This window comes from Halorubellus sp. JP-L1 (assembly GCF_011440375.1).
Lineage (GTDB): Archaea > Halobacteriota > Halobacteria > Halobacteriales > Natrialbaceae > Halorubellus.
This window is the reverse complement of the sequence record NZ_JAAOIR010000005.1, coordinates 129,439-154,697: the sequence shown is the minus strand read 5'-3', so window position 1 is coordinate 154,697 and position 25,259 is coordinate 129,439. Positions and strand designations below refer to the sequence as shown.

Sequence of the window (25,259 nt, the reverse complement as noted above, 5' to 3'; positions counted from 1 at the left end):
ATGGGCGCGAGCGACCCGAGCGAGGACAGCGCGGACTCTCGCGTGAACCCTCGAGACCGCGAGGAGACAACGGCCGACAGCGGGGAGCGCGTGGACGTGGTGTGGTTCCCCGCGGACGACGACTACGTCGTGGTCGCGGCGGGCGACGGCGACCGCGCGGTCGCGTTCCACCGGTACGGCCGATACGGGGTCGCGGGCATCGGCGTCCTGTTCGCGGCGCTCGGCGTCGTCGTCCTCCACGGGTTCGTCACCGCGAACACCGCGCTCGCGTGGCCGCTCTCGGGCGTCGCGTTCGCCGTCGGCGCGGTCGTCGCGACCGCGTACGCCTACTGGCGGTACGACCCCGAAGCGCCGCCCGAGGTCGTCGCGCGCGACGAACCCGTCGACAGCGCGAAAGACGAGTTCGACTTCGAGGACTGACCCGACAGCGGTCTATCGACCGCACCGTCCCAGCGGCGTCGCGATCACAGCATCCCGGCCGCGTCGCGACCGCAACGTACAGGCGGTGGGCGCATCTCCACTCCGGGTATGTCACCGACCGTCGACGATCTTCGCAACGAGATCCGCGCCGCGACCGGCCGTCACGAACGCCTCGTCTCGACGGGGTTCACGAAGGAGGCGCTCGCGGCAATCTGCGGCGACCTCGGGTACGACGTCGGCGACGGCCGGCTCCCGACGAAAGAGCGAATGCGCGCGGAGATTCGCGCACGAGTCGGCCTCGCGGACGACGCCGACCCCGAGACAGAGGGGGGCGCGTTCCGGAAGGCGGACCTGGAAGCCATCGCGGACGCACTCGACGACGATTGACCCGTCGGTGGCGGCGTTCCGTCGTCAGTACGAGACGCCCACGTCCTTGACCTCGACGCGGAGTGCGTAGTAGACGCTGCCGCGTTCGAGGTACGCCATCGTGTCGTCCTGACGCTGGAGGTGCTCGCGGACTCGGACGACGAACCGCTCGAATGCGTCGCCTTCGTCGCACGTCGAGTACCCGCCGTCGGTCGTCACGGTATCGAGCAGGGCCTGCTCCGCGCCGGTCAGCGACGCGTACCGGATGGGTTCGTACCCGCCGTCGAGGCTGGTCGTGGTGTGGTCGACCGCGATGGTGCTGTCGTAGTGCTCGTCCATCGCGTCGCGCTCCTCGCTCGTCTTGCAGTCGGGCGTGTGGTCCCACGCCGTCAGGTTCCCGGGCGCCGTGTGCTGGCTCTCGGTGCCGCCGATACCGGAGGTCGAGAGGCAGCCGGCGAGCGAGGCGGCCGCGGCGGCGACGCTGGCGGTGGTCCCGAGGAGGTCTCGGCGGAAGCAGTCTGGCACGTGCGGCACGTCGGTGCCGGAACCGAAGAAGGTGTGGCTAGCTGAAACGCGCGTTTCGCGGGCCTGGGTTGGCTAATCGTCGGCGGCGGCGGTTCCCTCGCAGGGTTCGGTCGCGAAGCGGCGGGCGTCGCGGACGACGGCGTCGCCGAGGTCGCGGAGGCGCTCCTCGATGTCGGGATCGGAGATGGCGCGGTCGTCGATCGCTTCGGGGTCGGGGTCGAACTTGCTCGACGCCGAGCGGATGCCGACCTGTTCGGGGACGACGTGGCCGTGGACGCCGCGAACGGTGCTGCGCATGTGCTCGAGCGTGCTGGCGTAGCTGCCGCCGCCGGCGGTGGCGACGAGGCCGACGACGGTGTCCTCGTACTCGTCCCAGCCGCAGTGGTCGTGGAAGTTCTTGAGCGCGCCCGTGAACGTGCCGTGGTAGACGGGCGAGCCCAGGAGGACGGCGTCGGCGGCTTCGATCGTCGCGAGCAGTTCGGAGACGCCCTGGTCGTCGACGTCGGGGTCGTACATCGGGACGTCCTCACGGCCCACGTCGAGGAGCGTGGTGGCGGCGCCGGCTCGTTCGGCGGCGTCGAGGGCGTACGCGAGCGCGGTTCGCGTGTACGATTCGTCGCGGAGACTGCCGCAGACGGCAACGACCGAGAGGGAGGTCATTGTCCGGAGTTGGTCGTGGACGTGGATAAGCGCCTCGTCGCGGAGACGGCGCGCTCGGTCTCCGAGGCACCGCGGGTTGCCGCTGCCGGCGGCGATAGCACTATCTCGCTCGAAGAACACCACACGCGTGGGCTCCGGGCGGGGAGCCGACGCGGTGGGCCGCGGCGCCCGCGCTATCGGGCGTCGCGGTCACTGGCGTGCGATTCGGTCGACCGCGAGCCGCGCGACGCGAGGACGGCGACCGCGAGCAGGACGTACCCCGCGTCGTTCCCCTGCGAGAGGAGCGTGACGGCTCCGGTCGCCAGCGTCATGACGACCTTCGTTCGTATCGAGAGACACCTCCGCCGTCGTCGTTGTTTATCGACGCAGTGCGGCGTGCGTCGCGCTCGCACCGCGACGGTACGAACTCGCGCCATCGGGCGCTATTGGTAATAGTGAACGGAACGGGGAAAAGTGCGAGCGAAGCGCGGTGAAAGTGAAAGTGAAGCCCGAGGCGACACGGCTCGCAGCGTCTTCACCCCCGGTCTTCGCAGGGCCGTGCAGGGGTTTTTTCGCCTCGGCGCCTGTCTGCTCGCGCATGGACGCCATCCAGTTCGGGACCGACGGCTGGCGCGCGACCCTCGACGAGTTCACCGAGCGCCGCGTCCGCATCGTCGCACAGGGCGTCGCCGGCTACCTCCAGGACGCCGGACGCGCCGGCGAGACCGTCGGCGTCGGCTACGACGCCCGCGAGACCAGCGAGGGGTTCGCCGAGGAGCTCGCGCGCGTCCTCTGCGCGAACGGGTTCGACGTCGTCATGCCCGAGCGCGACCGCCCCACGCCACAGCTCGCGTGGGCCATCCGCGACCGCGACCTCGCCGGCGGCTGCATGATCACTGCGAGCCACAACCCGCCCGAGTACAACGGCGTGAAGTTCGTCAGCGACGACGGCTCGCCCGCCCTCGCCGCCGAGACCGACGCCATCGTCGACCACCTCGCCGAACCCGACCCGCTCCCCGAGAGCGAGTGGGGCGACGTCGAGCGCGTGGACGTGGTGACGCCGCACTTCGAGCAGTGCAGGCGCCGCATCGCCGAACTCGCCGATGTAGGTGCCGACGACGGGGACGCGACCAGCGACGAGAGCACCACCGACCTCCTCGACGGCCTGCACGTCGTCTACGACGCCATCCACGGCTCCGGCCGCGACACCACGGACGCGCTCCTCGAAGCGTGCGGGGCGTCCGTCGACCGACTGCGGTGCGAGCGCGACCCCGACTTCGGCGGCGCACACCCCGAACCGAGCGAGGAGAACCTCCAGGGACTCGTCGACGCCGTCCGCGAACGCGACGCCGACCTCGGCGTGGCGAACGACGGCGACGCCGACCGCATCGCCGTCGTCACTCCAGACGGATTCCTCGACGAGAACCTGTTCTTCGCCGCAATCTACGACTACCTCCTCGAACGCGAGAGCGGGTCTGCAGTTCGAACCGTTTCGACGACGTTCCTCGTCGACCGCGTCGCCGACGCCTACGGCGAGACCGTCCACGAGACCCCGGTCGGGTTCAAGTACGTCGCCGAGGCGATGGCCGACTTCGACCCCCTGATGGCGGGCGAGGAGTCCGGCGGGTTCGCCGTCCGCGGTCACCTCCGCCAGAAGGACGGCGTGTTCATGGCGCTACTCGCCGCCGCCGCGGCCGTCGACCGCCCCCTCGAGGACCGCGTCAGCGACCTCCTCGCCGAACACGGCGAGATCCACCAGGGGAAGGAAAGCGTCGACTGCCCGGACGACCGCAAGCAGGACGTCCTCGCCGCCCTCGAGGACCACATCCCCGACGCCGTCGCCGGCGAACCCGTCGCGGACGTCGTCACCGTCGACGGCTTCAAACTCCTGCTCGAGGACGGCTCGTGGACGCTCATGCGGCCCTCCGGCACCGAACCGAAGCTCCGCGTGTACGCCGAAGCCGAGAGCGAGGCCCGCGTCGAGGCGCTCCTCGACGCCGGCCGCGACCTCGTCGAACCCCTCGTTTAAGTCGGAGGACGCGGCCACGCTCGCCGTGCCCGATTCGCGGGCGTGCGAGCGGTCGAGACGGGAGCGGTGGACGCCCTCGCACGCCGCCGTCGTCCACCCTGTTCGCCACCACGCAGTCGCCTACACGTCCAGCGATTGCACCGCCCAGGCGCGACCGTCCGCGTCCGCCTGAACGACCGTCTCGAACCCGAGCGCGTCGTAGAACGTCCCCACGCTCGGGTCGAACGCGACCGACAGCCGTCGCTCTCGCTCGAGCGCCCCATCGACGAGGGCACGCCCCACGCCCTGCCCGCGTCGGCGGTGCGTGACCGCGACCGCGTCCACGTGCATCCCGTCGCATCCGTCGAGCTCGTCGGGGCCGTCCACCGACGCGACCGGAACGAGCACGAGCGCGCCCACAACGCGATCGTCGACCGCCGCGACGAACGCGTCCCCGCGCTCGACCGCGCCGTCCACGGCGTCCGTCTCCAGCATCGCTGCGTCCAGCACGCGCCGAACCGCCAGCGATTCGTCCGCCGTCGCCTCCCGAACCACCACCCCGGCGTCGCCGCGTGCGCCCGACATCGACCTATCCACCCTTGACGAGCCGAAGGACGGTGACGTGGTCGACGACGACCGGCTGGTCCTCCGGGACGGGCCGGCCGTCGACGAGGACCGTGACCTCGTGCGGACTGAGGTCGACCGCCGACAACAGGTCCGCGTACGTCGCGTCCGCCGACGCGTCGACCTCGGTCTCGGCTTCGCCTTTCACGTCCACCGTCACCTGCATACCCCACGGTATCGGCCGAGCGCGCTTCAGCGTAACGGGTCCAGTGTCCGCGAGCGACGTGGACGCACTACCGTCCAAGCGGTCAGGCGGTCGGAGCGTCCGCGGTCGTGCCGCGACGCGCGTTCCGGCGGTTGCGCCGGTAGTCGTCGAGGACGAGCGCGAGCGCGCCGAGGCCGGCGAGGAACACCGCGAACGACACGACGGGGCCGAGGACGGGAACGAACTCGAGGATGGCGTTCGCGAGGAGGCCGACGGCGAGCGCGACCCAGTCGTTCCCGACGTCGACGCGGCCGAGCGCCCACGACGCGACCGCGTACCAGCCGTAGACCACGGCCGTCCAGACGACGAGCGCGAACAGGAACGCGCCCAGGACGGTCACCGGGAGCCCGACGATCGTGAGCGCGAACACGACCAGTACCAGTGGGACCGCGAAGAGCGTCAGGAGACCGAACGCGCCGGCGCGAACGGGCTGGTCCGCGACGGTGCGTGCGATTGCGCGGGTCGTTCCGGGGAACGCGATCAGGAGGATCGCGCCGAGCACGAGGTTCGCGAGGAACCCGTAGACTGCACCGGCTCCAGTGGGAACCGGCGAGAACCCGAACTGGTTCCCGCCGATGCTCTCGTCCTGGACGACGTCGCCAGCGACGGTGGCACCGCTGCGCTGCGTGAGGTCGCCGTCGTATCGGAGTTCGCCGCCGAGAGCCGCGCTGTCGGCGACGAGGATGGTGTCCGCGCCGACGGTGACGTCGCCCTCGACCTGGCCGGCGAACGTCGCATCCGCCGCGCCGACGTCGACGGCGCCACCGACGCGAGCGCCGTCGCCGAGGACGAACGTCGCGACGCCCGCGGAGACGTCACCGCCGACTTCGCCGTCGATCCTGAGGCTGGCGGCGGCAACGTTCACGTCGCCGGTGACGACGCCGGAGTCGCTGATGCGGACGTTCGCGGCGGCACCGTCGAGGTTCCCGTTCACGGTCCCGTGAACGACGACGGTCGCGGCGGCGACCTCGAGACCGTCGACGGTCTCGCCGGGGCCGACGGTGACCGTCGACCCGGCGCGCGTTTCGGCCGCCGCGAGAGCGGGCGTGATCGCGAGTGCGAGGACGAGCAGGACGACGAACGCCGACGCTCGCCGGGAAGACGTATGGCTCATACGTACGGATACGACGGAATCGACCATAATCACGAGCATTGGTTCTCAGGGAGTGAGCACCGCCGCACACTTGCCCTCGATGTGCTCCTGGAGAAGGCCGTCGACGACGTCCCCGAACTCGAGGTGCCTGCGTCGTCTCGGGGGCTTTATCTGCGGCAGGGCCGTGGCCGAGGGTATGAGCGAGTCCGCGGACGCAGGGGACCGACCCGCCGGGAAGACGGAGGTCTGGATCGAGAAGTACCGGCCGGAGTCCCTCGACGACGTCGTCGGGCACGAGGACATCATCGACCGCATCGAGAGCTACGTCCGGAAGAACGACCTGCCGCACCTCATGTTCGCAGGGCCGGCGGGCGTGGGGAAGACGGCGACGAGCGTTAGCATCGCGAAGGAGGTCTACGGCGACGATTGGCGAGAGAACTTCTTGGAACTCAACGCGTCCGATCAGCGCGGTATCGACGTGGTTCGAGACCGTATCAAAAACTTCGCACGTTCGTCGTTCGGTGGGTACGAGTACCGCATCATCTTCCTGGACGAGGCCGACGCGCTGACGAGCGACGCGCAGTCGGCGCTCCGGCGGACGATGGAGCAGTTCTCGAACAACACGCGATTCATCCTGTCGTGTAACTACTCGAGTCAGATCATCGACCCGATCCAGTCGCGGTGTGCGGTGTTCCGGTTCTCGCCGCTGGGGGACGAGGCGGTGGCGGCGCAAGTCCGGAAGATCGCCGAGGCGGAGGGGCTGGAGGTGACCGACGACGGCGTTGACGCGCTGGTGTACGCGGCGGACGGCGACATGCGGCGGGCGATCAACGCACTGCAGGCGGCGTCGGTGACGGACGAGGTCGTGGACGAGGCGACCGTGTACGCGATCACGTCGACGGCGCGGCCGGAGGAGGTCGAGGAGATGGTGTCGTTGGCGATCGACGGCGACTTCGTGGCGTCGCGCTCGCGGTTGGACGAACTCTTGAGCGATCGCGGGCTGGCTGGTGGGGACATCATCGATCAGGTGCATCGGTCGGCGTGGGAGTTCGACCTGGACGATACGGCGACGGTGCGGTTGATGGATCGGCTCGGGGAGGCGGACTATCGGATCACGGAGGGGGCGAACGAGCGCATCCAGCTGGAGGCGTTGCTGGCGTCGCTCGCTCGCGACTGAGTTCGGTTCGAGCCGGTTCGACTCGGTCCGGGAACGCCAGTCCGTTCGGTCCGCGAACGTGGTGTCGAGACTCGGAGACGGTGGTACTACTCGCTGGTCGTTGGTTCGAGGCGCGCTCGCGGATGATTTTTCGGGTTTGAGGCGTCTCCGGCCGGGGGCTTTATGTGACGGTCTCACAAGGTTAGCGATGGCTTGCGAGTATCATGACGGATGACACGTCCGTCCTCGTCGTCGAGGACAACGCCGAACTGGCGGAGCTGTACGCGTCGTGGACGCCCAAGGAGTGGTCGGTGGAGACGGTGATGTCCGGGGACGAGGCGGTGCCAGCGGTCGACGAGTCGACGGACGTCGTCGTTCTCGACCGACGGCTCCCGGGGTGTTCCGGCGACGAGGTGCTCGAGCGGTTGCGGGATCGCGGGTACGACGGCCAGGTGGTGATCGTGACGGCGGTCGAGCCGGACTTCGACATCGTCGAGATGGGGTTCGACGACTACCTCGTGAAGCCGGTGACGCGGGAGACGTTCGAGCGGACGCTCGAGCGGTTGCTCGCGCGGTCGGCGTACGCGACGGAGCTCCGCGAGTACTACGCGGCGGTGTCGAAGCTCTCCGTTCTGGAGGCACACAAGTCGAGCGACGAGTTGTCGGCCTCGGCGGAGTACGATCGGCTCGTGGAGCGTGCGGCGGCGCACCGCGAGCGCGCCGACGAGCTCCTCGAGGAGTTGCTGTCGGATCCGTCGACGCAGACGCGGTTGTTTCGGGGTCTCATCGAGTCTGCGATGGAGTGACTGCCGACGGCATCCTCGCCGGTACCCCGTCCGGTGACGGCGTCCTCGACGTCCGTGTGACCGGCGCGGCGACCCGGTGAAACCGCCCGCGTCAGGGACTCCCGGAACCGTTTTACGTCCCGCGGGGCGAGACTGACGCAAGAATGAGCGAGCTAGAAGAGGAGTATCGCCTCGATTATTTCGAGGAGAACGGGTTCGTGCGCAAGGAGTGCACGGACTGCGGGGCGAACTTCTGGACACGGGATCACGACCGCGAGACGTGCGGAGAACCGCCCTGTGAGGATTACGCGTTCATCGACGACCCCGGGTTCGACGAAGCCTATTCGCTGGAGGAGATGCGGGAGGCGTTCCTGTCGTTCTTCGAGGCGAACGATCACGAGCGCATCGAGCCGTATCCGGTCGCGGCGAACCGCTGGCGGGACGACGTCCTGCTGACGCAGGCGTCGATCTACGACTTCCAGCCGCTGGTCACCTCGGGGCAGACGCCGCCGCCGGCGAACCCCCTCACGATTTCCCAGCCCTGCATTCGGATGCAGGACATCGACAACGTCGGGAAGACGGGCCGGCACACGATGGCGTTCGAGATGATGGCGCATCACGCGTTCAACGCGCGCGAGGACCTCGATGACCCCGGCCAGTACGCGTATGAGGGCGAGGTGTACTGGAAGGACGAGTGCGTCGAGTACTGCGACGAGTTCTTCGAGTCGATGGGTGCGAACCTCGACGAGATCGTGTACATCGAGGATCCGTGGGTGGGTGGCGGGAACGCCGGGCCCGCGATCGAGGTCATTTATAAAGGAGCCGAACTCGCGACGCTCGTCTTCATGTGTATGGAGCAGGACCCGGATGGCGAGTACGAGCTGAAGGACGGGAACACGTACTCGTACATGGACACGTACATCGTCGACACCGGGTACGGCCTGGAGCGGTGGACGTGGATGAGTCAGGGGACGCCGACGGTGTACGAGGCCGTCTATCCGGACACGATCGCGTTCCTGAAGGAGAACGCGGGCATCGAGCTCTCCGAATCGGAGGCCGAGCTCGTGCATCGGGCTGCGAAGCTCGCGGGACACATGGACATCGACGAGGCCGAGGACATGGAGTCCGCGCGCGACACCATCGCGGAGAAGCTCGATGTCGAGGTTGCGGAGCTGGAGGCGCTCATGGAGCCCCTCGAGGACATCTACGCGATCGCCGACCACTGTCGGACCATGGCGTACATGTTCGGGGACGGGATCGTGCCGAGCAACGTCTCGACGGGCTACCTGGCGCGGATGGTGCTCCGGCGGACGAAGCGGCTCGTCGACGGCGTCGGCGTGGACGCGCCGCTGGACGAGCTCGTGGACATGCAGGCCGAGCGCCTCGGGTACGAGAACCGCGACACGATACGAGACATCGTCCGCACCGAGGTCGAGAAGTACCGGCAGACGCTCGAGCGCGGCGGTCGGAGGGTCGAGCAGCTCGCCGAGGACTACGCGCGGCAGTCCGAGTCGATTCCGACGAGCGAGCTCATCGAGCTGTACGACTCGCACGGCATCCAGCCGGACATGGTCGAGGAGATCGCGGCCGAGTCGGGTGCGGACGTGAACGTCCCGGACGACTTCTACTCGCTCGTCGCCGAGCGACACGACTCCGAGGAGGCGTTCGAGGACGCGGGGAGCGACGGCGACGACCGCATCGACGACCTGCCGGAGACGGAACGACTGTACTACGACGACCAGCAGCGGACGTCGTTCGAGGCCGTGGTGCTGGACGTGTTCGAGCGCGAGTCGGGGTTCGACGTGGTGCTCGACCAGACGATGTTCTACCCCGAAGGTGGTGGACAGCCGGCGGACACCGGGACGCTGTCGGACGACGACGGGTCGTACACGGTCGAGGTCGAGGACGTCCAGATCCGGGACGGCGTCATCCTGCATCGCACGGACGAGCGCCCGGAGAAGGGCGACATCGTCCGCGGGCAAGTGGACACGCGTCGGCGCCGGCAGTTGATGCGGCATCACACGGCGACGCACGTCGTGATTCACGCGGCGCGACGGGTGCTCGGCGAACACATCCGGCAGGCGGGCGCGCAGAAGGGCGTGGAGTCGTCGCGGATCGACGTCCATCACTACGACCGCATCGACCGCGAGGACGTCAAGCGCATCGAGCACGTCGCGAACGAGATCGTGATGGAGAACACGCCGGTGACCCAGGAGTGGCCGGACCGGCACGACGCGGAGGCCGAGCACGGGTTCGACCTCTATCAGGGCGGGATTCCGCCCGGCGAGAACATCCGCCTCATCCACGTCGCGGACGACGTCCAGGCGTGCGGTGGGACGCACGTCGCTCGCACGGGCGACATCGGGACGATCAAGATCCGGAACGCCGAGCGCGTGCAGGACGGCGTCGAGCGGCTGACGTTCGCCGCCGGTGAGGCCGCGATCTCGTACACGCAGGAGGCCGAAGACGCGCTGTACGGGGCGGCGGACGTGCTGGACGTGACGCCGGAGGAGGTCCCGGAGACCGCCGAGCGGTTCTTCGAGGAGTGGAAGGCTCGCGGGAAGGAGATCGAGGACCTCAAGGAGGAGCTGGCCGAGGTTCGCGCGAGCGGCGCCGGCGACGCCGAGGAGGTCGACGTCGGCGGAACGCCCGCCGTGATCCAGCGGCTGGACGCGGACACGGACGAGCTTCGCGCGACGGCGAACGCGCTCGTCGAGGAGGGGACGATCGCGGTGTTCGGGTCCGGCGCTGGCGGGAGCGCGCAGTTCGTGGTCGCGGTGCCCGAGGACGCTGGCGTGAACGCCGGCGAGGTCGTCGGCGAGCTCGCGGGCAAGGTCGGTGGTGGCGGCGGCGGCCCCCCGGACTTCGCGCAAGGTGGCGGCCCGGACGTCGACGCGCTCGACGACGCGCTAGAGGAGGCCGCGGACGTCCTGCGAGCAGTCAAGAACGCCTGAGAGCTGATTCCTCGGTCGTTTACGGCGATCGTGCGCGAGGAATAGCGGGTCGCTTAGGGGCGGAACCTGAGGACGGCGCCGATGAGGACGACCGTCTCACCCCCCGTCTCCTCGGGACGCACCCGAGGCGTTCTGGACCAGCCCTTCCAGTGCCGACTCGTCGCCGAGCGAGCGGACGACCGAGACCTCGCCGGTCGATTCGAGGACGATCGCGTCGACGTCGTCGATCGACCCCATCTGGTGTTCCCGGACGGCCGTCAGCAGTTCGTCCCTCGTCACGTGGTTGGCTCGCATCTGTCGCTGCAGGAAACATTCCTGGTAGTACAGGAGCGCCGGCTGGTTCGTGATGACGCGCCCGAACCTGGGCGATCGCGCTTGAATCACGGTGACGACGTACTGGAGCGAGATCAGGAGGAGGAACGCCGCCACTGCTTCGGCGAGGGTGACGTCGGTCGCGGTGAGCGCTCGTCCGAACGCCGACCCGATGGCGACGGTGACGATGAAGTCGAACACGTGCAGGTTCGCGAGCGCTCGACTCCCCGAGAGGCGCAGGAAGACGGTGAGCGCGACGTACATCGGGACGCCGACGACCACGATCCGCACGATTGGCTCCCAGCCTTCGAAGAAGAAGGCGACGTCGCTCATCGGTCGGTCACCGGCGGCCAGTACCGGGCGTCGGCGGCCGCCTCCTCGCCGGCCAACTGGGTCTCCGCCGAGCGGACGGGTTCGAGGACGCATGGGGGTGGCGTCCTGTCGGCGAGGTCGAGGACGCAAGGAGGTGGCGTCCTGTCGGCGGGGTCGAGGACGCTGGACGTCGCGATGGGCGCAGTGGCGAGGGTCAGAAGCACGAGGGACGCTACAGAGACCGCCGAAGACTGCGTTTCCCCTGCAGGTGATGGGTGTGAGTATCTAGCAGGTGACTGGGTCGCCTTGCGGGGGTGGGTCTCCGGTCGAGCATCGCTTCCGCGCGACGGCCCGGGTGCGGTCGCTGTCGGCGTGGGAAGGTCGCGCCCCCGGAACGGGGGCGCGTTGAGGAATGATAGTGGCGTATCCCAGTCGGTCACTCGGTGCGTGCCGAGTGTCGGTCAGGAGGCAACGACTGATCCGATTACGCGCAGGGCTCTCGCCCTATGACAGTCATCGGAATCCGCTTGCAAAAACCTATCGGCTGATTGAATGGCCGTGACCGCTCCCGATGCGCGATTGGAAGCCCGCGGCGCTCGCGCACTGGCGTCAGGTGGAGAGACCGAGGGTGCTCTCGGCGGCGTCGCCGACGGCGTCGGTGTGTGCTTCGGGCGCGTAGACGCCGGCGCGCCACTGGACGTCCTGGGACGCCTGGAGGCCCTGGACGAGCGGGGATTCCTCGTGGAGGCGGCGGACGTCGCCGTCGACGACGACCCGCGTGGACGATTCGGGCATGCTCGGTCGGCCGGGGACGTCGACGTGGACGAGTGCGGGGTCGAGGTCCGCGGCGGCGGCGACGTCGCGTTCGAGCTCCCGGATCGCGGCGTGGTCGGCGTCGACGACGCGCTCGGGGACGTCGTCGAGTTCGAGCCAGCACGCGCGCTTGTAGAGGTCGCGAGTCCCGAGGCGTGCGGCGGCGTCGGCGGTCGCGGGACAGTCCCGGAGCGCGGCGAGGAGTTCGTCGTCGGTCATGCGCGCGAAGTCCTCGGCGTGCAGGTCGGTCTCGTCGAGCAACCGCTCGCAGGCGCGTTCGAGCATCGTGCCGGCGATGCGGGAGACGTGATGCCGGTAGACGGTCGCGTTCATGAGTGCGCGAGCGACGAGGAGCGATTCGGCGCTCTGGACGTTCCCCTCGGCGAGCACGAGGTCGCCGTCGACGTACCGCAAGGCCCGGAGGAGTCGGCCCTGGTCGATGGTGCCGTAGGGGACGCCGGAGTGGTGGGCGTCACGGACGAGGTAGTCCATGCGGTCGACGTCGAGTTCTCCTGAGACGAGCTGCCCGAGTTGGCCGTCGCCCGCGATGCGGTCGGCGACGGCGTCGGTGTCGAGGCCGTGGCGTTCGAGGACGCGCCCGACCTCGCCGGTGTCGATGAGGCCGTGGACGTCGTCGTGATGCCGGCCGAGGCGTCGTTCGATGACGCCCTCGGTCTGGTGCCCGTACGGGCCGTGACCGACGTCGTGAAGGAGCGCGGCGGCCTGGACCGCTTCGGCGCGCGACCCGTCGATGTCGAGGTGCCGGCACGCCCTGCGCGCGAGGTGGTAGACGCCCAGAGAGTGCTCGAACCGCGTGTGGTTCGCACTCGGGTAGACGAGGCGGACGGTCGAGAGCTGCTTGACGTGCCGCAACCGCTGGAACGCCTCCGTGTCCAGCAGGTCCGCGGCGACGCCCTCGACCTCGATGTAGTCGTGGACGCTGTCCTTGATCGCTCGCATACCCCTATCGGTGACCGGGCGCGTGCAAAAAGGGCGCGGAACGGTCGCTGCCCGCCGGAGCTTGCCATCGGCCGGAACGGTCGCTGCCCGCCGGTGCTGGCTGCGGTATGTTCGGTCGGTTCCTCTGCGGTGACCGCAAGACCCATTCGCTCTCGTCCGGACCCCCAGAACGATGACGGAGTCGTCGCGCCGCCTTCCCAGGGTCGCGCTCGCGGTCGGGATCCTGCTCGGTCTGTACACGCTGGTCGCGATGAGTCGCCGGAAACCCGGGCTGTTCGCCGTGAACTTCGAGGTGTACTACTACGCGGCGGAGGCGGTCCTGTCGGGCGGCGACCTCTACGGGGCGCGACCGCCCGGTCACCCCGCCTACGGCTACCTCTACCCGCCGGTGGTCGCGCTGGCGTTCGTGCCGTACGCCCTCCTCCCGTCGCCGTGGCCCGGGTTCCTCCTGCACACGCTCGTGCAGGTCGCGAGCGGCGTCGCCCTCGGCACGCTCGCGCTCCGGGTTGCCGAGCGTCACGGCGCGTCGCTCGAACGACTCGACCGCGCCCTGGTCGTCGGTTACGCGACGCTCTCGGTCCACGTGATGCCGTCGCTCTACTACGGGAACGTGAATCCGACGCTGGCGCTGGCGCTCGGCGCAGCGGTCGTCTGGGTCGACCGTTCGGAGAGCGCACGGGCGGGCGTCACCGCGGCAGCGGCGGCGCTCGTGAAGGTGTTCCCGGCCGCCGTCGGGCTCTGGTTCCTCCGGAACAGGTCGTGGAAGGCCGTCGGGTCGGCGGTCGCGGCCGGTGTGGGGGCGCTCCTCGCGAGCGTCGCGCTGTTCGGCGTCGACGTCCACCGCCGGTACGTCGACGTTGCGCTCCTCGGACGACTGGGGCAGGTCGACCTCGCGGGCGGGATGTCGCCCAGCGTGGCGATCTTCACGCTCCGCCGCCCGCTGTCGGTGACGTTCACGGGTGCGCCGTCGTGGGCCGTTTCGCTCGGCGCGGTCGTCGCGGTCGTCCCCGTCGTGGCGTACTGCTATCGGTCCGTCTCGACGCCCGTGGAGCGCCTGGTCGGCGCGTACGTCACCGTCGCGGCGCTGCTGGTGGCGTTGCCGTCGTACTTCGTCTACTTCCCGCTCGCGTTCCTCCCGCTGCTCGCGCTGCTGTACGTGCTCGAGGGGCGTCCGCAGCGCGTCTTCGCGGCGGGCGTGCTCGTCGCGAACGCCGCGTACACGCTGCCGACCGTCGAGCGAGCGATCCGTCGACTGCCGCTCCCCGACGCTGCCACCGGGGTCGCGGTCGACGCGGTCGCGCCGGTGTTCACGTTCGCGACGCCGCCGCTGTACGGGACCGTGCTCTGTCTCGCGGGGTGCGTCCTCGCCGTCCGGGAGCGTCGGACCGCGTCGGCGAGCGCGTAATCGGCGGAGCGTAGTCGGCGAGCGCGTAATCGGCGGAGCGTAGTCGGCGAGCGCGTAATCGGCGGAGCGTAGTCGGCGAGCGCGTAGTCGGCGGAGCGAGACGCCGGGGTTCAAGTCCGCTCGCGGCCGAGGTGCCCGCATGCCCACGGTCGAGCGCGACGGAACCGAACTGTACTACGAGGCGACGGGGCACGGCGAGACGGTCGCGTTCGTCCCCGACGTCGGGACGGGAGCGTGGCTGTGGGGCTGGCAGCACGCGGCGCTCGCGGGCCCGTACGAGGCCGTGGTGTGGAACCCGCGCGGAACAGGCGAGTCCTCGCGGCCGCGGGGTGACCTGTCGATGCGGACGTTCGCGAACGACCTCGACGCGATCATGAAGGACCACGGCGCGAGCGCGACGCACGTCGTCGGGTGCGGGCTCGGTGCGATGGTGGCGCTCGAGTACGCGCGCCGGAAGGGACGAGCGCGGAAGGTCGTCCTCCTCTCGGGCGCCGCGCGCGGCGACGCGTACGATCCGGCGCCGCTGTTCGCGGACCCCGACGACGAGACGGCGTGCCGCGAATCGCTCGCGTGCGCGTTCAGCGACGAGTTCCGCGACGCGCACCCGGACGCCCTCGACGACGTCGCGGCGTGGCGCACGATGGAAGACGCCGACCGCGACGACTGGGAGCACCAGCGTGCCGCACTCGAGGACTGGGACGCCGGCGCGCTCTACGAGATCGACAACGAGGCGCTCGTCGTCGACGGCGGCGCCGACCCCCTCGTCGACGACGGTGCCGCCGCGGAACTCGCCGACGGCCTCCCGCGGAGCGAGCGCGAGTCGTTCCCGGACGCCAGCCACTTCGTCCACGCCGAGCGCTCCCGCCCAGTCAACGACGCCGTCCTCGGCTTTCTCGATGATACCGACTGAGTGGCGTCCGGCGTCCCCCAGGACCCCGGTTCTGGTGCCGTCCGCTACCGACTGAGTGGCATCCGGCGTCCCCCAGGACCCCGGTTCTGGTGCCGTCCGCTACCGACTGAGTGGCATCCGGCGTCCGCGACACCGGCAACGTCTCGACGCGACGCAAGCGTTTTTTCCGTTCCACCACTCGGTTCGAGTGAATGAGACGTCCACGCATCGCTCTCGTCAACGCTGCGCACGATGACTCCGACACGCGCCGGAACTTCCGGCGCGAGCTCGACGCGGACCTCGTCGAGTTCGACGCGAACGCGTGCGAGCTCCCCGAGGGCTTCGAGTACGACGCGTTCGTCGTGACGGGCTCGCGGTCGTCCGTGTACGAGGACGAGGCGTGGATCGACGCGACCCGCGAGTGGGTTCGCGAGGCCGTCGACGAGCACGGGCTGCCGGCGCTGGGCGTCTGCTGGGGGCACCAGTTGCTCGCGGACGCGCTCGGCGGGACGGTCGCGGACATGGGCGAGTACGAGATCGGGTACCGGGAGGTCCGACGCGTCGACGGCGTCGACGACCCGCTCCTGTCGGGCGTCGACGACGCGTTCACGGTGTTCACGACGCACTCGGACGCGGTCGTCGAACTGCCACCGGGGGCGACGGAGACGGCGCGGAACGACTACGGCGTCCACGCGTTCCGGACGGGCGACGCGTTCGGCGTCCAGTTCCACCCGGAGTACGATCCGTCGACTGCGCGCTCGGTGACGGAGGGGAAGGACGAGCTACCGGACGAGCGAAAGGACGCGGTGCTGTCGGGCATCACGGACGAGGAGTACGCGGCGGCCTGCGAGGCGAAGACGCTGTTCGAGAACTTCACGCAGTTCGTGCGCGCTCGTGCGACCGACGACGTCGCCGCGGACTGACGCCGGCAATGGGTTCCGGCGACGCCGTCTCGGACTCCCTGCTCGTCCTTCGCGGGCCGACCGCATCGTCTCGAACTGCAAAGCACTTAGTGGCGTGCCGACTGGTAGGTGGTGTGAACGTTGCTTCGGCCCTCTCGGCGCTGCGGAGCCGTCGGACGCGTGTGGTCGCGTACGGCGCGGTGGTGTTCGTGCTCGCGCTCGCGCTGTCGTTCCAGGCGGCGACGGCTGGCGGGACGGCGTCGACGACGAGCGACGACGGTCGGTGGACGGCGACGCCGCCCGGGGACGTGGAGGCGACCGCGACCGATCCCGGCGACGGCGAATCCGACGGCGGGGAGTCGAGCGTGGCGACGCGGAACCGGTCGGGCGTGCTCGTGACCGTCCAGAGCTACGGCGGGTTCGGCGAGAACAACGGTCGGGCGGTCCTCGTACGGGACGGGGACGTCGTGTGGTCGTTCGCGCCCGAGGACTCGCGCGTGTTCGACGCGGAGTTCCTGGAGAACGGGAACGTGCTCGTGTCGTACGCGACGCACCTGCCGGCGAGCGAGTGCCCGGAGCGGACGCTCGAGCACAAGCCCGATCGGTGCGTGAAGAACAACGTCGTCGAACTGGAGTACGACTCGAAGGACGTGGTGTGGTCGTACCGCTGGTACGACGCGTTCATCAACCACCACGAGGTCCACGACGCGGATCGGCTGGCGACCGGCGAGACGGCGATCGCGGACATGGGGAACGACCGCGCGTTCGTCGTGAACGAGAGCGGGGACGTCGTCTGGGAGTGGTCGGCGCGCGAGCACATCGGGCCCGGCAGCGAGTTCTGGGAGACGTACGGCGGCCCGGATGAGCCGCGGCCGGAGAGCGACTGGACGCACATGAACGACATCGATAGGCTCGAGAACGGGACGTTCGGGCTCTCCATCCGGAACTTCGACGTCCTCCTCGAGGTGAACCGGTCGACGAAGGACATCGAGCGGGTCATCGGGGAGCCCCGGAACAGCGGGAAGGACGTCGCGGGCCGCGACCCGATCCTGGACGACCAGCACAACCCGATGTGGGTCGCGGACGACCACGTGGTGGTCGCGGACTCGGAGGCGGACCGCATCGTCGAGGTCGACGCCTCGGCGAACGAGGTCGTGTGGACGTACGACGACGACCTGCTGTGGCCGCGCGACGCGGACCGGCTCCCGAACGGGAACACGCTCGTCACGAACTCGCTCCGGTACGAGGTCGTCGAGGTGACGCCTGACGGCGAGGTGGTGTGGTCGTACCAGGTGGCGTGGAACGGGAAGCGCGGCATCCCCTACGAGGCCGACCGGGTGTCGCTCCCGGAGGAACCCGACGGGATGCCCGCGCAGGGCGCGACGGACGAACCGACCGGGTCGCCGACTGGGACGGCCGCACCGTCGGGAACCGGCGAGCCGACGGCCACTGGCGAACCGACCGGGTCGCCGACGGCCACCGAGACGCCGACCGACGCGGCGACCGGCAGCGGAGGGGAGGGCTCCACGCCCGGCGATGCGGACGACGGCGACGGCGAGTCCGGCGAGGGCGACTCCGACGAGAACGAATCCGGCGACGGCGGCCTGCTGGACCGGCTCGGCGGGTACGCGTTCCTCTACCTCCCGTTCTGGGTCGGGACGGTCGAGATGGCGATGCTCGCGGTCATCGGTGCGGTCGGCGTCGCCGCGGTCGTGGACGTGCTCGCGTTCGCCGTCGGTCGACTCCGCACGCGGATCGCTGGCTGAGCCACGCGAGACGCCGACCGCGAACTGACGGTGTCAGCGCGATTCGAGCTGGCGTTCGAGGTCGCGGAGGCGCTCGACGCGCTTCTCCGTCGAGGGATGGGTACGGAACAGGCTTCCGACGAACCCCTTCTTGACGGGGATGATGAAGAACGCGTTCATCTCCGCCTGCTCGCGGGCGTCCTGCGTCGGGACCTTCTCCATCTCGCCGCTGATCTTCAGGAGCGCGGACGCGAGCGCGCTCGGCTGGCCGGTGATGGCCGCGCCGCCGCGGTCGGCGGCGTACTCGCGGTACCGCGACAGCAGTCGGATGAGGAGGAAGCTCACGATCCAGACGACCAGCGACACGAGGATGGCGACGACGACGCCACCGCCGCCGTTCCGGCCGCCGCGGCGGCCGCCGCCGAAGAACGCGCCCCAGCGGACGATGAGGAACGCGAGGCTGGAGAGGAAGGAGGCGACGGTGATGACGAGGACGTCGCGGTTCTTGATGTGCGCGAGCTCGTGCGCGACGACGCCGTCGAGTTCGTCGCGGTCGAGCGTCCGCATGAGGCCGGTGGTGACGCAGACGGTCGCGTTCTTCCGGTTCCGGCCGGTCGCGAACGCGTTCGGCGTGCTGGTGTCGGCGACCGCGACGGTCGGCATCGGGAGGTCCGCCTGCTGGCTGAGTCGCTGCACGGACGCGTACAGCTCGGGGTACTCCTCGCGACTCACCTCCTTCGCGCCCATGCCGTAGAGCGCGAGGCGGTCGCTGAAGAAGTACTGCGCGAGCGTGAACGCGCCGAGCGCGAGGGCGACGACCCAGATGGAGGCGTCGAGGGCGTAGGTGAGACCGGCGGCGAACGCGACGTAGACCGCGAACAGCAGGAACATCGTCAGTCCCATGCGCGTCTGCAACCCCCAGTCTGTCTTCCACTGCATGCGTCGAACTACGCGACGCGACCGGATAAGTCCGGGTATGTCCCGGTTTGGCTCGCTGCGAGCAGGTGCCGGAGGCGCGAGGACTTCCGGAGGAAAAGATTTGTATGTTAACTCTATCAACATGCAATGAATGGGCGCTCGCGGGGTCGGGGTCGTCGAACGGAGCATCGCGGTCGTCACCGCCGTGGTGCTCGGGGTCGTCAGCGGCATCACGGTCGTCGCGGCCCCACCGGCGATCACGGGCGTCGTCGTCCTCGCCAGCGAGGTCGCGGGGACGTTCTACGCGGGCGTGCTCGTCGGCACGCTCCTGGGGCTGTTCCTCGCGGGATTCACGGCCTTCCTGACGTACCGCGTCTACCGCCTCCAGGAGGTGACCACGGGCGAGGTGAAAAACGACATCGGCCCCGGGTTCGCGCCGACGGCCGCCCCGGAGGTGACGTACGCCGCGGTCAACGACGGCGACCCGCCGTGGTTCGACGTGTACCTCGTCGGCGTCGTCGTCGCCCTCGTCACCGCCGTCCTCGCGCCCGTCGCGTACGCGCCGCTCGTCGGCGGCGTCGTCGGCGCGCTCGCGAGCGCTCGCCTCTTCGGCGGGCTGTAACCCGTCGGTCGTGGCGGGGGCCCGCACCGACGCTCGGACGACAATTTAAACCGGGGGAGGCACCAAGCGAAGTGCAATGAAGGTCGCCGACGTGCCGAACCTCCCCGATGCCTTCCGCGAGCAACTGCACGACGACGGCATCGAGGAGCTGTACCCGCCCCAGAGCGAGGCCGTGGAGGCGGGCGTCACCGAGGGCGCGAACGTGGTGGCGAGCGTGCCGACGGCGAGCGGGAAGACGCTCGTCGCGCAGATGGCGATGCTGTCGAAGGTCGCCGAGGGCGGGACGGCGCTGTACATCGTGCCGCTGCGGGCGCTCGCGAGCGAGAAGGCCGAGGAGTTCCGCGAGTTCGAGGCGTTCGGCGTCGACATCGGGGTGTCGACGGGGAACTACGAGGGGACGAGCGAGTGGCTCGCCGAGAAGGACGTCGTCGTCGCGACGAGCGAGAAGGTGGACTCGCTCGTGCGGAACAACGCCAGCTGGCTCGGGGACGTCTCGTGCGTGGTCGCGGACGAGGTCCACCTCGTGGACGACCGCGAGCGCGGGCCGACGCTGGAGGTGACGCTCGCGAAGCTCCGCCAGTTGACGAGCGACCTTCAGGTGGTCGCGCTGTCGGCGACCGTCGGGAACGCGGACGTGGTCGCGGAGTGGCTGGACGCCGAACTCGTGGACTCGGACTGGCGGCCGATCGAGCTGAAGAAGGGCGTGCACTACGGGTCGGCGCTGCACTTCGACGGCGACGACGAGGAGCGCGAGGTTCGCGTACGCAGCGGCGAGAAGGCGGAGATGGCGCTGGTCCGCGACGCTTTGGAAGACGGCGGGTCGTCGCTCGTGTTCGTGAACTCGCGGCGGAACGCCGAGGCCGCTGCGCGTCGCCTCGGCGACACCGTCGCGCCGTTCCTCACCGACGACGAGCGCGAGCGCTGCGAGGAACTGGCCGCGGATATCCGGGACGTGAGCGACACGGAGACGAGCGACGACCTCGCGGACGCGGTCGCCAACGGGGCGGCGTTCCACCACGCGGGACTGGCGAGCGAGCACCGGAGCCTGGTCGAGGACGCCTTCCGCGCACGGACGCTCAAGGCGGTGAGCGCGACGCCGACCCTGGCAGCGGGCGTGAACACGCCCGCGCGCCGCGTCGTCGTCCGGGACTGGCAGCGCTATACCGGCAGCGGCATGGAGCCCCTTCCGGTACTGGAGGTCCACCAGATGATGGGGCGCGCTGGACGGCCCGGCCTCGACCCCTACGGCGAAGCGGTGTTGCTCGCGAAGAGCCACGAGGACCTCGAACGACTCAGCGAGGAGTACGTGCGCGCCGACCCCGAGGAGCTCCGGTCGAAGCTCGTCGCCGAACCCGCCTTGCGGATGCACGTCCTCTCCACCGTAGCGAGCGGGTTCGCGCGCTCGCGGAGCGCGCTCCTCGAGTTCCTCCGCGAGACCCTGTACGCGGTCCAGGAGGAGGACCCGAACCGACTGGAGGCGCTGCTCGACGACGTCCTGCGCTACCTCGAGACGAACGACTTCGTGACGCGGGACGGCGACGAACTTGCCGCGACCGGCCTCGGACACACCGTCTCTCGACTCTACCTCGACCCGATGAGCGCCGCGGAGATCGTCGACGGCCTCAAAGCGGCCGATGGGAAGCCGACCGCGCTCGCCCTGTTCCACCTCGTGAGTCGGACGCCGGACATGTACCAGCTCTACCTGAAGTCCGGGGACCGCGAGCAGTACACGGAGGAGTTCTACGAGCGCGAGCAGGAGTTCCTCGGCCCCGCACCGAGCGAGTTCGAGGACGCGCGCTTCGAGGACTGGCTGAGTGCACTGAAGACGGCGCGACTCATGGAGGACTGGGCGAGCGAACTCGACGAGGATACGATCACGCAGCGCTACGGCGTCGGCCCCGGCGACGTCCGTGGGAAGACCGAGACCGCGGAGTGGCTGCTGGGGGCGGCGGAGTCGCTCGCGACGGAACTGGACCTCGGCGGGGACGTCGTCGTCGGCGTCCGCGAGGCGAGAAAGCGCGTGGAGGACGGCGTACGGGAGGAACTCCTGGACCTCGTGGGCGTCCGCGAGGTCGGGCGGAAGCGCGCGCGGCGGCTGTTCGACGCGGGCATCGAGACGCGCGCGGACCTCCGAGAGGCGCCGAAGGCGACGGTGCTCGCCGCGCTCGACGGCCGCGAGAAGACCGCCGAGACCGTCCTCGAGAACGCCGGCCGGCAGGACGCGTCGATGGACGACGTCAGCGTCGACGACGCCCCCGACGAGGTCGTCGCGGCGACGACTGCGAGCGGCGCCAGTAGCGAGAGCGCGAGCAGTTCGAGCGACGACGGGAACGACGACGATCAGGCGAGCCTGGGTGACTTCTGATGCGCGTCGTCGAGGGAACCACGGTCGTCGACGACCTCGACGGATTCGTCGCCGCGCTCGGCGACGTCGGCGACGCCCACGACTGCGTCGTGCAGGCGTTCGACGCCCGCTACGTCGCCGGGCGCGAGCACCTCGCGACCGCGCTCCGGTACGCCGCTCGCGCCCACCGCCGCGGGGACGCCATCGCCCGGGACCCCGCCGTCGAGGTGCTCCTGTACGCCGCCGGCCGCCGCCAGATCGACCGCGCGCTCGCGATGGGCGTCAGCGAGGGCGAGCACGATGTCGCGGTCGTCGTCGCGACCGACTTCCCCGACGCGCCCCTCGACGAGCGCGACACGGGCCAGAACGACAGCGACACGGCCCGGGAAGAGCGCGACGCCGAACGCGAGTGCGCGACCGCAGTCGCGGACCTCCTCGACGCGCCGCAGTCGCTCGACGCGGGCGAGACGTTCGCGGCGACCGACCGCGAGCGCGTCCGCGAGTTCTTCGACGTCGGCGACCGCGAACTGACAGCAACCGACGCCCCCCTCGCCGACCTCGTCCGCGAGCGCGTCGTCCTGCTGTCGATCGACCACTGACCGCCTCGCGACGCTGCGGAGCGGACGACGAGTCGAACGGTTCCGGCCGCGAGCGACGGCGGCGTAACCTTCACCCGACCGCACTCGAAGGAGTACCTATGGGCGCGCAACTCGAGGACTCCCTCGAAATAGGGAGCGTCACCGTCCCAAACCGCCTCTATCGCGCGCCGCTACTGGAGTGCGCGGGGAACGGCCCGGACGCCGTCGAGACGCTGATCGCGGACCTGGAACCCGCGGCGGCGAGCGGCGTCGGCCTCGTCTTCCAGGGCGCGACCATCGTCCGCGGCGACGGCGGCTGCGCCGCGCCCGGGATGACGCGCGTCCACGACGACGACTTCGTCTCGCGCCTCGCCGCACTCACCGACGCCATCCACGACCACGGCGCGAAGATCTTCGTCCAGCTCGAGCACGGCGGCCTCCGGTCGATGGAGACCTGGCACGCCGACTACCGACGCGAGCACCCCGACCTCCGCCAGCTCGCGGTCTCCCAGCCGCCCTGGCAGCTTCGCGCGCTCGATCGCGTCGGCTTCCTCGACTACGACCCCCACGTCATGACCACGAGCGAAGTCAAGGAACTGGCGGCGGACTTCGGCCAGGCGGCGCGACGGTGCGCGGACGCCGGCTACGACGGCATCCACCTCGCCGGCGCCAACATGGGACTCCTCCACCAGTTCGCGACGCCGTTCTACAACCGCCGCGACGACCGCTTCGGCGACCGCGGCGCGTTCTTCGAGCTCGTCCTCGACGAGATCCGGTCCCGGGCCGGTGACGTCCCCGTCGTCACGAAGGTCCCCGCCGAGACGCCCGCTCCGCGGCTCGTCCCCCGGCACCTCGACCTTCGGGACGGCGTCGCACTCGCCGAGCGCCTCGCCGACTACGGGTACGACGCCGTGGTACCCGTCCAGACGAACGTCTTCTGGGACATGAGCATCGTCCGCGGCGCCTACCCGAAGCGCGCGTGGACCGACGACTCGCTCCAGGACGCGTACGCCGACGCGTTCGGGAGCCGATGGCGCGCACTCTCGGTTCGCGCCCTCAACCGCCTCCAAGCCCGCCGCATGGACTTCGACGCGCCGTGGAACGCCGACTTCTGCCGGCGCGTCCGCAACCGCGTCGACGTCCCCGTCCTCTGCGAGGGCGGCGTCCGCGAGCGCGGCGAGATGGACCGCCTGCTCGGGTCCGACGGCGACTCCAGCGACCCTCCAGCAGCGGACGCCGTCGGCATGGCCCGCCCGTTCTACGCCGAACCCCGCCTCGCCGCCCGCCTCCTCGACGCCCCCGACCGCGACCACGTCACCCCCGACGTCCACGTCGTCTGCGAGTCCTGCAACAACTGCACCGTCCCACAAGCCACCGGCGAACGTGGCGTCTGCCGGACGCCGAGCGTCCTCCGCGAACGCGGCCGCCTCGAGAAACGCGGCGCGTACACCCTGGAAGAACAGGCCGTAGACGGCTCAGAAGCCGAGGATGGCGACGTGTCGGGCCGATAAACCGATAACCCCTGACACCATATCGTACGTATCCAGTTAGCAGCCCACAAGGGGGGATCCACCAATGCCGCAATGCAACGTCTGCATGGCCGACATCGACGACCAAGAAGACACGCACGTCCAGGTCGTGAAACCCATGGAGTACAAGGGCGAAACCCAACAGATACGGCACTACTACTGCTCGATCCCGTGCCTCATGGACCACGCCCAGGACTGACCACTCGACCAACCCGAACCCACCGCTAGACCCCTTCGTTTCGACTGGAGAAACGCACGACGGCGTAGTGGTTCGTATCGAACGGCGAGAAGTAGTCCCACGCAGATTCGAACTGCGGTCGAAGCCCCCAGAAGGCTTCAGGATTGGCCGCTACCCCATGGGACTACGGATCAACGTAGGTGCAGGCGTATATTTATGCCTGTCGCATCGAACCGACAGAGGGGCGAGCCCTCAGGCGCTCTCTAGCGCTTCGTCGTGGAGCTTTCGGTGACAGTTCGCACAGAGAAGTTCGCATCGCGACATCTCCTTGAGCATACGATCCCGCGAGTGCCCGTCCCTCACCATGCGTGAGATCGATTTGAACTTCTCCCCGGGGTGGTGGTACTCGAGTGTCGCAGGGTGGGCTTCCTCGCACCGTTCGCAGCCGTCGCTTTCCGCCTTCTGCTCGCGAACCCACGCCTGGAGTTCCTGCCGGCGCTCTTCGCGCCGTTCGATGTCGTACTCACGGTTCTTGTAGTACCAGCGCTGGTTTGCAGTCAGCGACACCCACTCCACGCCGTCGGGCAACGTGACGTCGTCCGGTTTCGGGTCAGGTGTCGGATCCGCACCCCCACCCTGGTCGTACGTTTCGAGGTCTGCCGCTCGTTTGGCGGCGTTCCAGCCGCCGAAGGTACGTTGGATCGTAGGTCCAGCTGGTGTAAGCCCGAGTTCGTCGTACTGTGCTCTGGTCGGGGACTCGCCGAGGCGGTGGGCGGCTTCGCGGAGCGCGGTGACGCAGTCGGCTTCGTCGGCCATAGTATTCGTTCTATTTTATTCGTAATAAAGGTGGCCGGGTGGAGTGAAAGTAGAGTAGGATGGCGCTTCTGAGTGGAACTGTCACGCGGCAAAATCATCCAGCGACGCTCGTTCGTGCACATATCGACGCCTATTAGGTCGATAGTTGCGCACGGTCGTGT

Annotated in this window: 26 protein-coding genes and 1 tRNA gene; 15 read left to right on the top strand and 12 right to left on the bottom strand. The window is 69.5% G+C overall.

From position 1 onward, the window contains the following. Both G9C85_RS17765 and G9C85_RS17760 read left to right on the top strand, forming a co-directional pair. Window positions 1-420, top strand: coding sequence for a hypothetical protein (locus G9C85_RS17765; RefSeq protein WP_166042456.1), 420 nt, complete (start codon window positions 1-3; stop codon window positions 418-420). A gap of 108 nt (window positions 421-528) precedes the next feature. Continuing rightward, complete coding sequence (locus G9C85_RS17760) at window positions 529-807, top strand: hypothetical protein (RefSeq protein ID WP_166042454.1); 279 nt, start codon at window positions 529-531, stop codon at window positions 805-807. Window positions 808-831: 24 nt separating this feature from the next. Here G9C85_RS17760 and G9C85_RS17755 read toward each other — a convergent pair whose 3' ends face one another. The 3 genes from G9C85_RS17755 to G9C85_RS17745 all read right to left on the bottom strand — a co-directional run bounded on the left by G9C85_RS17755 (window position 832) and on the right by G9C85_RS17745 (window position 2,282). Continuing rightward, complete coding sequence (locus G9C85_RS17755; protein ID WP_166042452.1) at window positions 832-1,311, bottom strand: hypothetical protein; 480 nt, start codon at window positions 1,309-1,311, stop codon at window positions 832-834. Window positions 1,312-1,383: 72 nt separating this feature from the next. Continuing rightward, complete coding sequence (locus tag G9C85_RS17750) at window positions 1,384-1,971, bottom strand: NADPH-dependent FMN reductase (protein WP_166042450.1); 588 nt, start codon at window positions 1,969-1,971, stop codon at window positions 1,384-1,386. A gap of 173 nt (window positions 1,972-2,144) precedes the next feature. Beyond that, window positions 2,145-2,282: a hypothetical protein gene (locus G9C85_RS17745; RefSeq protein WP_166042448.1), complete on the bottom strand. Its 138-nt coding sequence runs from the start codon at window positions 2,280-2,282 to the stop codon at window positions 2,145-2,147. Between the two features lie 266 nt (window positions 2,283-2,548). On the opposite strand from G9C85_RS17745, the gene G9C85_RS17740 reads away from it, so the two are divergent. Further along, complete coding sequence (locus G9C85_RS17740) at window positions 2,549-3,979, top strand: phosphoglucomutase/phosphomannomutase family protein (protein WP_166042446.1); 1,431 nt, start codon at window positions 2,549-2,551, stop codon at window positions 3,977-3,979. Window positions 3,980-4,099: 120 nt separating this feature from the next. Here the strand turns inward: G9C85_RS17740 and G9C85_RS17735 are convergent, their stop codons facing one another. From G9C85_RS17735 to G9C85_RS17725, 3 genes are all read right to left on the bottom strand, one after another. Continuing rightward, window positions 4,100-4,543 (bottom strand): GNAT family N-acetyltransferase, encoded by a 444-nt coding sequence (locus tag G9C85_RS17735; protein ID WP_166042444.1) that lies wholly within the window; start codon window positions 4,541-4,543, stop codon window positions 4,100-4,102. 4 nt (window positions 4,544-4,547) lie between these two features. After that, the gene (locus G9C85_RS17730) at window positions 4,548-4,748 is read right to left on the bottom strand and encodes a ubiquitin-like small modifier protein 2 (protein ID WP_166042442.1); all 201 of its coding nucleotides are present in this window, start codon (window positions 4,746-4,748) and stop codon (window positions 4,548-4,550) included. Window positions 4,749-4,830: 82 nt separating this feature from the next. Then, a complete protein-coding gene (locus G9C85_RS17725) occupies window positions 4,831-5,901 on the bottom strand; it encodes a polymer-forming cytoskeletal protein (protein WP_166042440.1) in 1,071 nt (356 codons plus the stop codon). A 175-nt stretch (window positions 5,902-6,076) separates the two neighbouring features. Here G9C85_RS17725 and G9C85_RS17720 point away from each other — a divergent pair, with 175 nt between their 5' ends. The 3 genes from G9C85_RS17720 (at window position 6,077) to alaS (ending at window position 10,775) form a co-directional block, all read left to right on the top strand. Then, window positions 6,077-7,057, top strand: coding sequence for a replication factor C small subunit (locus G9C85_RS17720; RefSeq protein WP_166042439.1), 981 nt, complete (start codon window positions 6,077-6,079; stop codon window positions 7,055-7,057). Between the two features lie 203 nt (window positions 7,058-7,260). After that, window positions 7,261-7,842, top strand: a complete 582-nt coding sequence (locus tag G9C85_RS17715; protein WP_166042437.1) for a response regulator transcription factor — start codon at window positions 7,261-7,263, stop codon at window positions 7,840-7,842. A 143-nt stretch (window positions 7,843-7,985) separates the two neighbouring features. Continuing rightward, window positions 7,986-10,775 (top strand): alanine--tRNA ligase, encoded by a 2,790-nt coding sequence (gene alaS, locus G9C85_RS17710; protein WP_166042435.1) that lies wholly within the window; start codon window positions 7,986-7,988, stop codon window positions 10,773-10,775. Between the two features lie 96 nt (window positions 10,776-10,871). On the opposite strand, the gene G9C85_RS17705 is transcribed toward alaS, so the two are convergent. The 3 genes from G9C85_RS17705 to G9C85_RS17695 form a co-directional block, all read right to left on the bottom strand. Then, window positions 10,872-11,420, bottom strand: coding sequence for a DUF421 domain-containing protein (locus G9C85_RS17705; protein ID WP_166042433.1), 549 nt, complete (start codon window positions 11,418-11,420; stop codon window positions 10,872-10,874). Beyond that, the gene (locus G9C85_RS17700) at window positions 11,417-11,623 is read right to left on the bottom strand and encodes a hypothetical protein (RefSeq protein WP_166042432.1); all 207 of its coding nucleotides are present in this window, start codon (window positions 11,621-11,623) and stop codon (window positions 11,417-11,419) included. The genes G9C85_RS17705 and G9C85_RS17700 overlap by 4 nt, the downstream gene beginning before the upstream one ends. A 385-nt stretch (window positions 11,624-12,008) precedes the next feature. Beyond that, window positions 12,009-13,172: an HD domain-containing protein gene (locus G9C85_RS17695; protein WP_166042430.1), complete on the bottom strand. Its 1,164-nt coding sequence runs from the start codon at window positions 13,170-13,172 to the stop codon at window positions 12,009-12,011. A gap of 172 nt (window positions 13,173-13,344) precedes the next feature. Between G9C85_RS17695 and G9C85_RS17690 the strand changes: the two genes are divergently transcribed. The 4 genes from G9C85_RS17690 to G9C85_RS17675 all read left to right on the top strand — a co-directional run bounded on the left by G9C85_RS17690 (window position 13,345) and on the right by G9C85_RS17675 (window position 18,134). After that, the gene (locus tag G9C85_RS17690) at window positions 13,345-14,577 is read left to right on the top strand and encodes a glycosyltransferase family 87 protein (RefSeq protein WP_166042429.1); all 1,233 of its coding nucleotides are present in this window, start codon (window positions 13,345-13,347) and stop codon (window positions 14,575-14,577) included. Between the two features lie 139 nt (window positions 14,578-14,716). Continuing rightward, on the top strand, window positions 14,717-15,487 hold the full coding sequence (locus tag G9C85_RS17685) for an alpha/beta fold hydrolase (RefSeq protein ID WP_166042427.1): 771 nt from the start codon (window positions 14,717-14,719) through the stop codon (window positions 15,485-15,487). 191 nt (window positions 15,488-15,678) lie between these two features. After that, window positions 15,679-16,389 carry a type 1 glutamine amidotransferase gene (locus G9C85_RS17680; RefSeq protein WP_166042425.1) on the top strand — a complete coding sequence of 237 codons (711 nt, stop codon included), beginning with the start codon at window positions 15,679-15,681 and terminating at the stop codon, window positions 16,387-16,389. 113 nt (window positions 16,390-16,502) lie between these two features. Then, the gene (locus G9C85_RS17675; RefSeq protein ID WP_166042424.1) at window positions 16,503-18,134 is read left to right on the top strand and encodes an aryl-sulfate sulfotransferase; all 1,632 of its coding nucleotides are present in this window, start codon (window positions 16,503-16,505) and stop codon (window positions 18,132-18,134) included. Window positions 18,135-18,167: 33 nt separating this feature from the next. On the opposite strand, the gene htpX is transcribed toward G9C85_RS17675, so the two are convergent. Then, window positions 18,168-19,052, bottom strand: coding sequence for a zinc metalloprotease HtpX (gene htpX, locus G9C85_RS17670; protein WP_166042422.1), 885 nt, complete (start codon window positions 19,050-19,052; stop codon window positions 18,168-18,170). Between the two features lie 130 nt (window positions 19,053-19,182). On the opposite strand from htpX, the gene G9C85_RS17665 reads away from it, so the two are divergent. From G9C85_RS17665 to G9C85_RS17645, 5 genes are all read left to right on the top strand, one after another. Further along, window positions 19,183-19,653 carry a hypothetical protein gene (locus G9C85_RS17665; protein WP_166042421.1) on the top strand — a complete coding sequence of 157 codons (471 nt, stop codon included), beginning with the start codon at window positions 19,183-19,185 and terminating at the stop codon, window positions 19,651-19,653. Window positions 19,654-19,729: 76 nt separating this feature from the next. Next, window positions 19,730-22,018: an ATP-dependent DNA helicase gene (locus G9C85_RS17660; protein ID WP_166042419.1), complete on the top strand. Its 2,289-nt coding sequence runs from the start codon at window positions 19,730-19,732 to the stop codon at window positions 22,016-22,018. Then, the gene (cgi121, locus tag G9C85_RS17655; RefSeq protein ID WP_166042418.1) at window positions 22,018-22,596 is read left to right on the top strand and encodes a KEOPS complex subunit Cgi121; all 579 of its coding nucleotides are present in this window, start codon (window positions 22,018-22,020) and stop codon (window positions 22,594-22,596) included. Before G9C85_RS17660 ends, cgi121 begins: the two co-directional genes overlap by 1 nt. 98 nt (window positions 22,597-22,694) lie before the next feature. After that, window positions 22,695-24,086, top strand: a complete 1,392-nt coding sequence (locus G9C85_RS17650; protein ID WP_166042416.1) for an NADH:flavin oxidoreductase — start codon at window positions 22,695-22,697, stop codon at window positions 24,084-24,086. A 64-nt stretch (window positions 24,087-24,150) separates the two neighbouring features. Next, window positions 24,151-24,303 (top strand): hypothetical protein, encoded by a 153-nt coding sequence (locus tag G9C85_RS17645; protein WP_166042414.1) that lies wholly within the window; start codon window positions 24,151-24,153, stop codon window positions 24,301-24,303. 92 nt (window positions 24,304-24,395) lie between these two features. Here the strand turns inward: G9C85_RS17645 and G9C85_RS17640 are convergent. Beyond that, window positions 24,396-24,468: transfer RNA gene (locus G9C85_RS17640), tRNA-Gln, on the bottom strand. 66 nt (window positions 24,469-24,534) lie between these two features. Further along, window positions 24,535-25,098 carry a homing endonuclease associated repeat-containing protein gene (locus G9C85_RS17635; RefSeq protein WP_166042412.1) on the bottom strand — a complete coding sequence of 188 codons (564 nt, stop codon included), beginning with the start codon at window positions 25,096-25,098 and terminating at the stop codon, window positions 24,535-24,537. Between the last annotated feature and the right edge of the window lie 161 nt (window positions 25,099-25,259).

Coding starts and splice junctions, on each gene's coding strand:
- G9C85_RS17765 (WP_166042456.1), top strand. CDS start 1: ATGGGCGCGAGCGACCCGAGCGAGGACAGCGCGGACTCTCGCGTGAAC.
- G9C85_RS17760 (WP_166042454.1), top strand. CDS start 529: ATGTCACCGACCGTCGACGATCTTCGCAACGAGATCCGCGCCGCGACC.
- G9C85_RS17750 (WP_166042450.1), bottom strand. CDS start 1,971: ATGACCTCCCTCTCGGTCGTTGCCGTCTGCGGCAGTCTCCGCGACGAA.
- G9C85_RS17745 (WP_166042448.1), bottom strand. CDS start 2,282: ATGACGCTGGCGACCGGAGCCGTCACGCTCCTCTCGCAGGGGAACGAC.
- G9C85_RS17740 (WP_166042446.1), top strand. CDS start 2,549: ATGGACGCCATCCAGTTCGGGACCGACGGCTGGCGCGCGACCCTCGAC.
- G9C85_RS17735 (WP_166042444.1), bottom strand. CDS start 4,543: ATGTCGGGCGCACGCGGCGACGCCGGGGTGGTGGTTCGGGAGGCGACG.
- G9C85_RS17730 (WP_166042442.1), bottom strand. CDS start 4,748: ATGCAGGTGACGGTGGACGTGAAAGGCGAAGCCGAGACCGAGGTCGAC.
- G9C85_RS17725 (WP_166042440.1), bottom strand. CDS start 5,901: ATGAGCCATACGTCTTCCCGGCGAGCGTCGGCGTTCGTCGTCCTGCTC.
- G9C85_RS17720 (WP_166042439.1), top strand. CDS start 6,077: ATGAGCGAGTCCGCGGACGCAGGGGACCGACCCGCCGGGAAGACGGAG.
- G9C85_RS17715 (WP_166042437.1), top strand. CDS start 7,261: ATGACGGATGACACGTCCGTCCTCGTCGTCGAGGACAACGCCGAACTG.
- alaS (WP_166042435.1), top strand. CDS start 7,986: ATGAGCGAGCTAGAAGAGGAGTATCGCCTCGATTATTTCGAGGAGAAC.
- G9C85_RS17705 (WP_166042433.1), bottom strand. CDS start 11,420: ATGAGCGACGTCGCCTTCTTCTTCGAAGGCTGGGAGCCAATCGTGCGG.
- G9C85_RS17695 (WP_166042430.1), bottom strand. CDS start 13,172: ATGCGAGCGATCAAGGACAGCGTCCACGACTACATCGAGGTCGAGGGC.
- G9C85_RS17690 (WP_166042429.1), top strand. CDS start 13,345: ATGACGGAGTCGTCGCGCCGCCTTCCCAGGGTCGCGCTCGCGGTCGGG.
- G9C85_RS17685 (WP_166042427.1), top strand. CDS start 14,717: ATGCCCACGGTCGAGCGCGACGGAACCGAACTGTACTACGAGGCGACG.
- G9C85_RS17680 (WP_166042425.1), top strand. CDS start 15,679: ATGAGACGTCCACGCATCGCTCTCGTCAACGCTGCGCACGATGACTCC.
- htpX (WP_166042422.1), bottom strand. CDS start 19,052: ATGCAGTGGAAGACAGACTGGGGGTTGCAGACGCGCATGGGACTGACG.
- G9C85_RS17665 (WP_166042421.1), top strand. CDS start 19,183: ATGGGCGCTCGCGGGGTCGGGGTCGTCGAACGGAGCATCGCGGTCGTC.
- G9C85_RS17660 (WP_166042419.1), top strand. CDS start 19,730: ATGAAGGTCGCCGACGTGCCGAACCTCCCCGATGCCTTCCGCGAGCAA.
- cgi121 (WP_166042418.1), top strand. CDS start 22,018: ATGCGCGTCGTCGAGGGAACCACGGTCGTCGACGACCTCGACGGATTC.
- G9C85_RS17650 (WP_166042416.1), top strand. CDS start 22,695: ATGGGCGCGCAACTCGAGGACTCCCTCGAAATAGGGAGCGTCACCGTC.
- G9C85_RS17645 (WP_166042414.1), top strand. CDS start 24,151: ATGCCGCAATGCAACGTCTGCATGGCCGACATCGACGACCAAGAAGAC.
- G9C85_RS17635 (WP_166042412.1), bottom strand. CDS start 25,098: ATGGCCGACGAAGCCGACTGCGTCACCGCGCTCCGCGAAGCCGCCCAC.